Annotated in this window: 10 protein-coding genes; 9 read left to right on the forward strand and 1 reads right to left on the reverse strand. The window is 67.8% G+C overall.

Going from position 1 to position 11,146, the window contains the following annotated elements; all coding sequences use genetic code 11:
• Nucleotides 1-148: 148 nt before the first annotated feature.
• Together AS93_RS0105220 and AS93_RS0105225 are read left to right on the forward strand one after the other, a co-directional pair.
• Entirely contained in the window at nucleotides 149-1,045 is an 897-nt protein-coding gene (locus tag AS93_RS0105220; protein ID WP_027589618.1) for a pyridoxal-phosphate dependent enzyme, read from the forward strand.
• Between the two features lie 105 nt (nucleotides 1,046-1,150).
• Nucleotides 1,151-1,528: a Gfo/Idh/MocA family oxidoreductase gene (locus tag AS93_RS0105225; protein WP_027589619.1), complete on the forward strand. Its 378-nt coding sequence runs from the start codon at nucleotides 1,151-1,153 to the stop codon at nucleotides 1,526-1,528.
• A gap of 1 nt (nucleotide 1,529) precedes the next feature.
• Here AS93_RS0105225 and AS93_RS0105230 read toward each other — a convergent pair whose 3' ends face one another.
• Entirely contained in the window at nucleotides 1,530-2,483 is a 954-nt protein-coding gene (locus tag AS93_RS0105230) for a DUF1853 family protein (RefSeq protein ID WP_027589620.1), read from the reverse strand.
• A gap of 116 nt (nucleotides 2,484-2,599) precedes the next feature.
• Here AS93_RS0105230 and AS93_RS0105235 point away from each other — a divergent pair, with 116 nt between their 5' ends.
• From AS93_RS0105235 to AS93_RS0105265, 7 genes are all read left to right on the forward strand, one after another.
• Nucleotides 2,600-3,490 (forward strand): NAD(+) kinase, encoded by an 891-nt coding sequence (locus AS93_RS0105235; RefSeq protein ID WP_027589621.1) that lies wholly within the window; start codon nucleotides 2,600-2,602, stop codon nucleotides 3,488-3,490.
• Complete coding sequence (locus AS93_RS0105240) at nucleotides 3,490-4,464, forward strand: metallophosphoesterase (protein WP_027589622.1); 975 nt, start codon at nucleotides 3,490-3,492, stop codon at nucleotides 4,462-4,464. Before AS93_RS0105235 ends, AS93_RS0105240 begins: the two co-directional genes overlap by 1 nt.
• Nucleotides 4,461-5,318 carry a rhomboid family intramembrane serine protease gene (locus AS93_RS0105245; RefSeq protein WP_027589623.1) on the forward strand — a complete coding sequence of 286 codons (858 nt, stop codon included), beginning with the start codon at nucleotides 4,461-4,463 and terminating at the stop codon, nucleotides 5,316-5,318. Before AS93_RS0105240 ends, AS93_RS0105245 begins: the two co-directional genes overlap by 4 nt.
• A 95-nt stretch (nucleotides 5,319-5,413) precedes the next feature.
• Nucleotides 5,414-5,686, forward strand: a complete 273-nt coding sequence (locus AS93_RS0105250) for a DUF1315 family protein (protein WP_027589624.1) — start codon at nucleotides 5,414-5,416, stop codon at nucleotides 5,684-5,686.
• Complete coding sequence (locus AS93_RS0105255) at nucleotides 5,686-6,516, forward strand: DUF2797 domain-containing protein (RefSeq protein ID WP_027589625.1); 831 nt, start codon at nucleotides 5,686-5,688, stop codon at nucleotides 6,514-6,516. Before AS93_RS0105250 ends, AS93_RS0105255 begins: the two co-directional genes overlap by 1 nt.
• A gap of 57 nt (nucleotides 6,517-6,573) precedes the next feature.
• The gene (gene pepN, locus AS93_RS0105260; protein ID WP_027589626.1) at nucleotides 6,574-9,231 is read left to right on the forward strand and encodes an aminopeptidase N; all 2,658 of its coding nucleotides are present in this window, start codon (nucleotides 6,574-6,576) and stop codon (nucleotides 9,229-9,231) included.
• 363 nt (nucleotides 9,232-9,594) lie between these two features.
• A partial coding sequence (locus AS93_RS0105265) for a methyl-accepting chemotaxis protein (RefSeq protein WP_051587342.1) occupies nucleotides 9,595-11,146 on the forward strand: 1,552 nt, incomplete at its 3' end.

Consider the following 11,146-nt stretch of genomic DNA (forward strand, 5'->3'; position numbering starts at 1 on the left):
GATGCGGCGGTCCGGCGGTCCGGCGCCCAGAAAAGGCGCTGGCCTCCCTACGTAATACCCCGCTCCGAGGCGGGGGTGAGGGGATAGCGGCTGGACTGCGCCGACGGCGCGCCCTAGGCTGAGCCATCCCAAACCGCCTCCACGCCCCATGCTGATCCTGCCCGACTGGTCCCCCGAACCCCCGTTGCAGCGCCTCGAACTCGACTGGCTGGCCCAGGCCGGTGTGGAGGTCGCCGTGTTGCGCCTGGACCTGATCGACCCGCAGCTTTCCGGCAACAAGTGGTACAAGCTCAAACCGCATCTGCGCGAAGCCGCCGCAGCGGGTCGGGCCGGGGTGATGACCCTGGGTGGCGCGCATTCCAATCACCTGCACGCAGTGGCCGCCGCCGGCGTACGCTTCGGTTTCGCCACTGTCGGTCTGCTGCGCGGCGAGCCCTGCGACACGCCGACGGTGCGTGATCTCGAAGCATTCGGCATGCGCCTGCACTGGCTGGGCTACGGCGGCTACCGGGCGCGCCATCGGGAGGACTTCTGGGACGCCTGGCGGCAGCGCTACCCCGATCTGCACCCGGTGCCGGAAGGCGGCGGCGGGTTGCCCGGCGCGCAGGGCTGCGTCGAGCTGGTGGAACTGGCGCGCCGCCAGCTGCCCGCGCTGGGCTGGGACGACTACCACGGCTGGTGGCTGGCGGTCGGCACCGGCACCACCCTGGCAGGGCTGGCGCTGGGCGAGGCGGGACAGCGCCCGGTGCATGGCGCGCTGGCGGTGCCCGAGGACCATGGCGTGCCCCGGCGCCTGGCCGAGCTGGGCCTGGCGCGGGAGCACTATCACCTGTTGCCGGCCTGTCGCGGCGGTTTCGCCCGGCTGGACGACGCCCTGCTGGCCTTCATGCGCGACACCGAGGACGCGACCGGCCTGTCGCTCGAACCGCTGTACACCGCCAAGGCCCTGCTGGCGCTGCGCGAGCGGGTGGCCGCCGGCGAGGTTTCGGCCGGTACGCGGCTGATCTTCGTGCATACCGGCGGCCTGCAGGGCTGGCGCCACTGACCTTTGGTCGCAGGGCCGCGGCACTGCCGGCTTGATGCAAGTCAATCCGGGTGCCAGCGCATGGCGGCACAGTGACATCGTCATTCACCGAGGGTTGTACTACTCATGCAAGGCTTTCGTATTGCCGTCATCGGCGCCGGCGAGACCGGCACCCCGCTGCTCAAGCAACTGCTGACTTCGCCCTTCGTCACCGTGGTGGGCGTGGCCGACCTGGACCTGTCGATGCCCGGCATCGTGCTGGCCCGCGAGTTCGGCGTGCCGGTCACCGACAACTTCATGGAACTGGCCGAGCTGGGCGAACGCGTGGACGTGATCATCGACGTCACTGGCGCGCCCAAGGTGCGCGAGACCCTGCGCAAGCACATGGTCGAGACAGGCAACACCCACACCCTGATCATGCACGAGCGCATTGCCCTGCTGATGATGTCGCTGTCCGCTGGCCGCCTGGTCGGAAGCAAGCACGGCCATCAGGAATACGCCTGAGTCAGCCGCCGGCCTGGCCGTTGAGCGGCCAGGCGTCGGGCATCAGAAAGACTCGTTCCGCTTCCTCCCACACGTCCGTGCGCGCTTCCCGCAGGCGTACCAGCAGTTGCGCCGGCGCCGTGCGCGGCAACTGTTCCAGCCAGTCGTCAAAGTGTTCGGCCGTCCACACCTCCGCGTGCGGCAGTTGCGCAGTGGCCAGCCAGGCCTGGCGGGGCAGCGGCTGCCAGGGGCCTGGCGCGCTGTCCGCGCGCAACGCGGTGAAGCGCTCGCGCGTCAGCCAGTATCCCCGGCAGTGCAGCGGGTGTGCGCCCGCCGGTGCGGCGCAGCCGTCCGGCCAGGGGTAGAACAGATAACCGCCCAGCCAGAATTCAGCCTGAACGTCGTCCGGCCGCAGATCGGCCAGGGCCAGCTTGCCGTGGCGGCTGCTGGAGAGTGGCAACTGGTGGCTGGCCAGGTGATCCAGCTTGCGGTCCAGACGATCCTCGCTGCCCGGGCCCAGCCACTGGGCCGTGTCACGGCCGTTGCCCTGCCGCGGGCCCAGATAGAGCTTGACCGCCAGTTCCAGGTGGTGGACGCCATCCTCGTCGCGCAGCAGCAGGTCCAGCTCGCCCAGGGTGCGGCCACCCAGGCGGATCGGCAGGTTGCAGGCCAGCAGCAGGATGCCGGGCGCGGCCTGCAGGGCGAACTGCCAGAGTCGCTCGTAATACAGGCCCAGACGCCGCAGCGGGCCGCGCGCCAGCCATTCCAGCAGGACGGCGGGCTGCTCGTCGAGGCGCAGCAGCCAGTCGGCCAGTCGCCCCGGCTGGCGCGCCCAGCCACTGCCGGCCAGCGGATGGCGCTGCGGCCATTCGGTCTCCGCGAGCAAGGGTGGCGACAGCAGCGTCCAGGCCAGGTCGCGGACCACGGGCTGGCGCAGGCGGGGCAGCAGGTCGGTGAGTTCGAGGAAGGGATGCATGGTGTCGAGCATAGTTGCGCTGTGCCCGGCGAATGACAAGGTCGGCACGAGGGCTGCCCCTGGCAGCCGCTTTCGCCCATAATTGCCGGCACTTTGGCGCGGCGAACAGGAGTCCCATGGAGCAGTTTCGTAATATCGGCATCATCGGCCGCCTGGGCAGTTCCCAGGTCCTGGAGACCATTCGCCGGCTCAAGCGCTTTCTGCTCGACCGCCACCTCAATGTGATCCTCGAAGAGGAAATCGCCGAGGTGCTGCCCGGACACGGCCAGCAGGTCTGCTCGCGCAAGAACCTCGGCGAGGTCTGCGACCTGGTCATCGTGGTCGGCGGCGACGGCAGCATGCTCGGCGCGGCGCGCGCCCTGGCGCGCTACAAGGTGCCGGTGCTGGGCGTCAACCGCGGCAACCTGGGCTTTCTCACCGACATCCGCCCGGACGAGCTGGAACAGAAGGTCGCCGAGGTGCTGGACGGCCAGTACACCGTGGAGAGCCGCTTCCTGCTGGAAGCCGAGATGCGTCGCAACGCCGTGCCCATCGGCCAGGGCGACGCCCTCAACGATGTGGTGCTGCACCCCGGCAAGTCGACGCGAATGATCGAATTCGAGTTGTACATCGACGGCCAGTTCGTCAGCAGCCAGAAGTCCGACGGCCTGATCATCGCCACGCCCACCGGGTCCACCGCCTACGCGCTGTCCGCCGGCGGGCCGATCATGCACCCCAAGCTGGACGCCATCGTGGTGGTGCCCATGTACCCGCACACGCTGTCCAGCCGGCCGATCGTGGTGGACGGCAACAGCGAGCTGAAGGTGGTGGTATCGCCAAACCTGCAGATCTACCCGCAGGTGTCCTGCGACGGCCAGAACCATTTCACCTGCGCGCCGGGCGACACGGTGACCATCTCCAAGAAACCGCAGAAGCTGCGTCTGATCCATCCGCTGGACCACAACTACTACGAGATCTGCCGTACCAAGCTGGGCTGGGGCAGCCGTCTGGGTGGTGGTGGCGAGTGATGCAGTTCGATCCCGCGCGCGGCTACGACATCATCGGCGATGTCCACGGCTGCGCCGAAGCCCTTGAGCAACTGCTCGAACGCCTCGGCTATCGCCTGCAGGACGGCGTGTGGCGACATCCGCAGCGCATGGCGCTGTTCCTTGGCGACATCATCGACCGTGGCCCGCACATCCGCGAAGCGCTGCACATCGTGCGCGACATGGTCGAGGCCGGGCAGGCGCTGTGCATCATGGGCAACCACGAGTTCAGCGCGCTGGGCTGGGCTACCCCGGCGCCGCCCGGCAGCGGCCGGCTGTTCGTCCGTGAACACGTGCGCCGCCACGCCATCCTGCTGCAGGAAACCCATCGGCAGTTCGAGGCCTACCCCGCCGAGTGGCAGGCGTTCCTCGACTGGTTCCAGGACCTGCCGCTGTTCCTCGACGCCGGCGCCTTCCGCCTGGTGCACGCCTGCTGGGACAGCGAGCTGATCGACATGCTGCGCGTGCATTTTCCCGAGGGGCGGGTCGACCGCGCCTTCGTGCGTGCCGCCGGCCGGCCGGAGAGCTTCGCCGCCCAGGGGTTCAACCGGCTGCTGCGCGGCCTGGACATGCGCCTGCCGGAGGGCGTGGTACTGACCAGCCGCGAAGGCTTCCCGCGCACCTTCTTCCGCACCAAGTTCTGGGAGGAGGACCCGCAGACCTACGGCGACATCGTTTTCCAGCCCGAGCCGCTGCCCCAGCACGTTGCCAGCACGCCGCTGACCCCGCATCAGAAGCGCGAATTGCTGCGCTACGGGCCGGACGAGCCTCCGCTGTTCATCGGCCACTACTGGCGCGACGGCCGACCGGCGCCGATTCGCCACAACCTGGCGTGCCTGGACTACAGCGCGGTGCTGGAAGGTCGCCTGGTGGCCTACCGCTTCGACGGCGAGCATCGGCTGCATGCCGACAAGTTCGTGTGGGTCGAGGTGGATAGCCTGGGGGCGCCGCGATGAGCGCCGTGGCGGTGCTGCGCCTGCCGCTGGAGACCGATCTCAGCGGCTTCCTGGCGCTGTTGAAACGGATGGGCGTGCCTTGCCGGGTCAGTGAGGAAAGCGGCCAGCAGGTGCTCTGGGTGCCGGACACGCTGGCGGCGCAGGTGCGCGAACTGTACGCGCGTTTCCCGCAGGGCGATCCTGATGCGCCCATCGAGGGCGAGGTCGTATCGGCAACGCCGGTGCGCCGCTTCGGCAGCCTGCGCGAGGCGCCGTTCACCGCGCTGATGCTGTTGCTGACCCTGGTGGTGTTCGCCATCACCTGGGGTGGCGAGAACCTGGAGACCATCCGCTGGCTGAGCTTCGCGGATTACGGCATCACCGAGGAATACCTGTACTTCGCCGACCTCGGCCACACCCTCGACAGCGGCCAGTGGTGGCGCCTGTTCACGCCGATGCTGGTGCACTTCGGCTGGCTGCACCTGGCCATGAACAGCCTCTGGTACTGGGAGCTGGGTCGGCGCGTCGAGGCCCATCAGGGGCGCTTCGCCTTGCTGGGCTTCACCTTGCTGTTCGCCCTGGTGTCCAACCTGGCGCAGTACGTGTTCGGGGGTGTGGGCATCTTTGGCGGGTTGTCCGGCGTGCTCTATGGCCTGCTCGGGCACTGCTGGCTGTACCAGAAGCTGGCGCCCAATCCCGCCTACCGGCTGCCGCCGGGTGTGGTGGGGCTGATGCTGGTCTGGCTGCTGGTGTGCCTGTCCGGGCTGGTCACTGCCCTGGGCCTGGGCGCCATCGCCAACGCCGCCCACGTCGGCGGCCTGCTGATCGGCTGCGCCACCGGGGTGCTGGGCGGCTGGCTGGCGCGCCGGCGCTGACTCGCCGCTTCTGTGGGAGCGGGGCGGTTCGCGCTTTTCCCTTAATCCTCACGCCCCGCTAGAATGGCCGGCGTTTCACTTTTCCGGAGTCGGCCATGTCGTCCTTTATCGAAGCCATCGAGAACATCACCCCCGAGATCTACCAGAACCTCAAGCAGGCCGTGGAGCTGGGCAAGTGGCCGGATGGCCGCAAGCTGACCCAGGAGCAGAAGGAAACCTGCCTGGGCGCGATGATCGCCTGGGAGCTGAAGAACCTGCCCGAGGAAGAGCGCACCGGCTTCATGAACGGCCAGGAATGCGGCTCTAAGAGCAAGAAGGCTGCCACCGAAAGCGATCTGTTCGCCCCGGCGTCCGGAACCCGCCACTGATGGTGGAACTCGGACGCGGCGCGCTGGACAAGATGGCCGCGCGCCTGGATGCCCCGGTGCAGTACGCCTTTCGCCTGGGCGAGCTGCAGGTGCCGGTCAATCCGCTGATCGGCAAGACCCTGCGCCTGGAATACCTGGGTGCCATCCATTGCAGCCACTGCGGTCGCAAGACCAACAAGAGCTTCAGCCAGGGCTACTGCTACCCCTGTTTCAAGAAGCTCCCCCAGTGCGACCTGTGCATCGTCAGCCCGGAGAAGTGTCATCACGAGCTGGGCACCTGCCGCGATCCCGAATGGGGCACGAGCTTCTGCATGACCGATCACGTGGTCTACCTGGCCAACTCCTCGGGCATCAAGGTCGGCATCACCCGCGCCACCCAGCTGCCGACCCGCTGGCTGGACCAGGGCGCCACCCAGGCGCTGCCGATCCTGCGCGTGGCCACCCGGCAGCAGTCCGGGCTGGTGGAAGACCTGTTGCGCAGCCAGGTGCCGGACAAGACCAACTGGCGGGCGCTGCTCAAGGGCGACGCCGAACAGCTGGACCTGCCGGCCATCCGCGACCAGGTGTTCGCCGCCTGCGCCGACGGTATCGGCCAGCTGCAGCAGCGCTTCGGCCTGCAGGCGATCCAGACCGTGCCGGATGCCGAGGTGCAGACCATCCGCTATCCCGTCGAGGCGTACCCGGGCAAGATCGTCACCCACGATCTGGAAAAGACCCCGCGGGTCGAGGGCACCCTGCTGGGCATCAAGGGTCAATACCTGATTCTGGATACCGGCGTGATCAACATCCGCAAGTTCACCGCCTACACCGTCGCCGCCAGCTGCGCGTAACCCTGTTTCTTCGACCCGCCGGGTCCGGCGGGTTTCGCGAACATGATTGAGGTTTCCATGCGTACCGAACAGCCGAAAACCATCTACCTCAAGGACTATCAGGTTCCCGATTACCTGATCGACGAGACCACCCTGACCTTCGAGCTGTACGAGGATCACACGCTGGTGCATGCCCAGCTGGTGATGCGTCGCAACCCGCAGGCCGGAGCCGGGCTTCCCCCGCTGGTGTTGCACGGTCAGGAGCTGGAACTGCTCAGCCTGAGCCTCAACGATCGCGAACTGGGCGCCGGCGACTACCAGCTCACCCCGGCTAGCCTGACCCTGCAGCCGGACAGCGCCAGCTTCACCCTGGACAGCACGGTGCGCATCCATCCGGAAAGCAACACCGCGCTGGAAGGCCTGTACAAGTCCGGCACGATGTTCTGCACCCAGTGCGAGGCCGAGGGCTTTCGCAAGATCACCTACTACCTCGACCGCCCGGACGTGATGAGCAGCTTCACCACCACGGTCAGTGCCGACAAGCAGCGCTACCCGGTGCTGCTCTCCAACGGCAATCCGGTCGCCGCCGGCGACGGCGAGGACGGCCGCCACTGGGCGACCTGGCAGGACCCGTTCAAGAAGCCGGCCTACCTGTTCGCCCTGGTGGCCGGTGATCTGTGGTGCATCGAGGACAACTTCACCACCATGAGCGGCCGCGACGTGGCCCTGCGCATCTATGTCGAGCCGGAAAACATCGACAAGTGCCAGCACGCCATGGACAGCCTGAAGAAGTCCATGCGCTGGGACGAGGAGGTCTACGGCCGCGAATACGACCTGGACATCTTCATGATCGTCGCGGTGAACGACTTCAACATGGGCGCCATGGAGAACAAGGGCCTCAACATCTTCAACTCCAGTGCCGTGCTGGCCCGCGCCGAGACCGCCACCGACGCCGCCCACCAGCGCATCGAAGCCATCGTTGCCCACGAGTACTTCCACAACTGGTCCGGCAACCGCGTGACCTGCCGCGACTGGTTCCAGCTGTCGCTCAAGGAAGGCTTCACCGTGTTCCGCGACGCCGAGTTCAGCGCCGACATGAACTCGCGCACCGTCAAGCGCATCGAGGATGTGGCCTACCTGCGCACGCACCAGTTCGCCGAGGACGCCGGCCCCATGGCCCACCCGGTGCGCCCGGATGCCTACATGGAGATCTCCAACTTCTACACCCTGACCGTGTACGAGAAGGGCGCCGAAGTGCTGCGCATGATCCACACCCTGCTGGGCGCCGACGCCTTCCGCAAGGGTTCGGACCTGTACTTCCAGCGCCACGACGGCCAGGCGGTGACCTGCGACGACTTCATCAAGGCCATGGAAGACGCCAGTGGCATCGACCTGACCCAGTTCAAGCGCTGGTACAGCCAGGCCGGCACGCCGCGCCTGCAGGTCAGCGAGGCCTACGACGCCGCCGCCCAGACCTACACCCTGACCTTCGCCCAGAGCTGCCCGGCGACCCCTGGCCAGGCAGAGAAGCAGCCGTTCGTGATCCCGGTCGCCCTGGGCCTGCTGGACGCTCAGGGCAACGACCTGCCGCTGCAGCTGGCCGGCGAAGCCGCGGCCCAGGGCACCAGTCGCGTGCTGTCGGTCACCGAGGCGCAGCATTCGTTCACCTTCGTCAACATGGCCGAGAAGCCTCTGCCCTCGCTGCTGCGCGGCTTCTCCGCGCCGGTGAAGATGAGCTTCCCGTACAACCGCGACCAGCTGATGTTCCTCATGCAGCATGACTCCGACGGCTTCAACCGCTGGGAGGCCGGCCAGCAGCTGGCCGTGCAGGTGCTGCAGGAGCTGGTCGGCCAGCGGCAGCGCGGCGAGGCCATGGTGCTGGATCAGCGCCTGATCGCCGCGCTGCGCACGCTGCTGGAAAACCAGCAGCTGGATCAGGCCATGGTCGCGGAGATGCTCAGCTTGCCGAGCGAGGCCTACCTGGCGGAGATCAGCGACGAGGCCGATGTCGACGCCATCCACGCCGCCCGCGAGTTCGTGCGCCAGCAGATCGCCGAGGCGCTGTACGAGCCGCTGTGGGCCCGCTACCAGGCCAGCCGCGAGCAGTCCCGCCAGACCCCGTATGTGGCCGAGGCGGGGCAGATCGCCCGCCGCAGCCTGCAGAACATCGCCCTGAGCTACCTGATGGAAACGGGCCGCGAGGAAGTGCTGGCCGCCTGCCTGGAGCAGTACGAACACAGCGACAACATGACCGAGCGTCTGCATGCGCTGGCGGTGCTGGTCAACTCGCCGTTCGAGGCCGAGAAGGCCGGTGCGCTGGCCAAGTTCGCCGAGCACTTCAAGGACAACCCGCTGGTCATGGATCAGTGGTTCAGCGTGCAGGCCGGCAGCCCGCTGCCCGGCGGCCTGTCCCGTGTGCAACAGCTGATGGCGCACCCGGCGTTCAACCTGAAGAACCCCAACAAGGTGCGCTCGCTGATCGGCGCCTTCGCCAACCAGAACCACGTGAACTTCCACGCCCTGGACGGCAGCGGCTACCGCTTCCTGGCCGATCAGGTGATCGCCCTGAACGGCTTCAACCCGCAGATCGCGGCCCGCCAACTGGCGCCGCTGACCCGCTGGCGCAAGTTTGCACCAGCCCGCCAGGCGCTGATGCGCGGCGAGCTGGAGCGCATCCTGGCCAGCGGCGAGCTGTCGCCGGATGTGTATGAAGTGGTGAGCAAGAGCCTGGCGTAAGCGGGCGTTGCTGCACCCAAAGGCCGCCCCGGGCAACCGGGGCGGCCTTTTGTTTGCACGGCCGTCCTGCTGCCGACATGCCGCGGTGCGGGTGCCATGGTGGACAAGGAAAGCGTTGTCCACCCTACGCCTTTCTGGCCGCCGGGGCCCTGACTCTGATGTATTCGGCAAACTGGGATGCGGTTTTTCTGGCGCCTTTTTTCCGTCCTTGATCGGCATCATGGAGGCGGGCGCCCGCCAACCGATAGCGTTGCGCCACCTTCCCGACTTCATTAGTCAGCTTGGTAATTCGGGGGAGGCGAGCGAATTGCCAGGCCGTGAGATCGTGCGATGAGAAGACTGTTCCGGCCCGCCGAGGCCCTGATGAATCGCCTGAAGTACCCCCTCAAGTTCCTGGCCATGGGGCTGCTCATGGTGCTGGCGCTGGCCGCCATGCTGTGGGGCATCGCCCGCCAGCAGCAGGCGACCATCGAGCGCGCCGAACAGGAGCAGCACGCCGCCGAGCTGGCCCGGCCGCTGTCCGAACTGGTGCGCCTGGCGCAGCAGCAGCGCGGTCTGTCCGCCCGTCTGTTGGGCGGCGACGGCGGCGCCGAGGCAGCCCTGCGCGAGGTGCAGCGCGACCTGGGCAACGGCCTGGCGCAACTGGAGGAGCGGCTCACTCCGGCCCAGCGCGACGCACTGGCACGGATACGCACGGAGTGGCAGCGCATGGTCGCCGAGCAGCCTGGCTGGAGTCGCGAACAGAGCTTCGGCGCGCATAGCGCCCTGGTGGATGAGCTGCTGCGCCTGCAGGCACGCATCGCCGATGACCATGGACTGACCTTCGACCCCGAGGCAGACACCTACTTCCTCAAGGCGGTGGCGGTGGAGCGCCTGCCGTTCCTGCTCGAGCGCTTCGGGCGCCTGCGTGCGCTGGGTTCCGGTGTGCTGGCGCGCGGCGAGGCGAGCGCCGAGGAACGCGGCATGCTGCTGGTGCGAGTCGACGAGATCAGCACCGGCCTGCGCGACATGCAGGACAGCCTGGACAAGGTGATCAACCTGCACCCGAATCTGCGTGATCGCCTGCAGCGTTCGCTGTCCCGCCTGCGTGAGCGCGGCGGCGAGATCGAAAGGGTGGTGCAGGGCCTGGTCTACCAGGGCGAGTCCTCAATCAGCAGCGAAGCCTTCTACCGGCTGGCCACTGAGACGGTCGATGAAGGCTACCGGCAGATGTTCGAGGTGCTGTTGCCGGAGCTGGACCATCTGCTCGCCGAGCGCAGCGCCCAGGCGCGCGGCGAGCTGTTGCGCAACCTGGCGGTGTTCCTGGGGCTGCTGGTGGTGGTGGGCTACCTGGCGACGGGGGCCTACTGGTCGGTGCTGGGCAGTGTGATCCGCCTGCGCGAGGGCAGCGAGCGGCTGGCCGCCGGCGACCTGACGGTGCGTATCCATCTGGAGGCACGCGATGAACTGGCGCAGGTGGCGGGCAGTTTCAATCACATGGCCGAATCCATGGCCCAGCTGATTGGTGGCATCAAGGGCCATTCGGATCAGGTGGCCGACGCCGCGCACCAGTTGGCGGCGGCCTCCGGGCAGATCCGCGTGGCGACCCAGCAGCAGAACGATGCGGCCTCCAGCATGGCGGCGGCGGTGGAACAGATGACGGTCAGCATCGAGGACATCAGCCGCAACGCCGCCAGCGCCGACGAACTGGCCAGCCGTTCGGGTCAGCTGTCGCGCCAGGGTGGCGAGATCGTCGCCTCGGTGGTCGGCGAGATCGGCGGCATCGCCGACTCGGTGGCCCATTCGGCGCGCACCATCGACGCGCTGGGCGAGCGCTCCGGCCAGATCGCCAGCATCGTCGACGTGATCGGCAACATCGCCTCGCAGACCAACCTGCTGGCGCTCAACGCGGCCATCGAGGCGGCGCGCGCCGGCG

Origin of the sequence: Pseudomonas sp. RL, assembly GCF_000647775.1 — a bacterium.
In the GTDB taxonomy this organism is placed as follows: Bacteria; Pseudomonadota; Gammaproteobacteria; order Pseudomonadales; family Pseudomonadaceae; genus Serpens; species Serpens flexibilis.

What these genes read in the sequence shown, in the direction of transcription:
- AS93_RS0105220 (WP_027589618.1), top strand. Translation starts at nt 149, where the DNA reads ATGCTGATCCTGCCCGACTGGTCCCCCGAACCCCCGTTGCAGCGCCTC.
- AS93_RS0105225 (WP_027589619.1), top strand. Translation starts at nt 1,151, where the DNA reads ATGCAAGGCTTTCGTATTGCCGTCATCGGCGCCGGCGAGACCGGCACC.
- AS93_RS0105230 (WP_027589620.1), bottom strand. Translation starts at nt 2,483, where the DNA reads ATGCATCCCTTCCTCGAACTCACCGACCTGCTGCCCCGCCTGCGCCAG.
- AS93_RS0105235 (WP_027589621.1), top strand. Translation starts at nt 2,600, where the DNA reads ATGGAGCAGTTTCGTAATATCGGCATCATCGGCCGCCTGGGCAGTTCC.
- AS93_RS0105240 (WP_027589622.1), top strand. Translation starts at nt 3,490, where the DNA reads ATGCAGTTCGATCCCGCGCGCGGCTACGACATCATCGGCGATGTCCAC.
- AS93_RS0105245 (WP_027589623.1), top strand. Translation starts at nt 4,461, where the DNA reads ATGAGCGCCGTGGCGGTGCTGCGCCTGCCGCTGGAGACCGATCTCAGC.
- AS93_RS0105250 (WP_027589624.1), top strand. Translation starts at nt 5,414, where the DNA reads ATGTCGTCCTTTATCGAAGCCATCGAGAACATCACCCCCGAGATCTAC.
- AS93_RS0105255 (WP_027589625.1), top strand. Translation starts at nt 5,686, where the DNA reads ATGGTGGAACTCGGACGCGGCGCGCTGGACAAGATGGCCGCGCGCCTG.
- pepN (WP_027589626.1), top strand. Translation starts at nt 6,574, where the DNA reads ATGCGTACCGAACAGCCGAAAACCATCTACCTCAAGGACTATCAGGTT.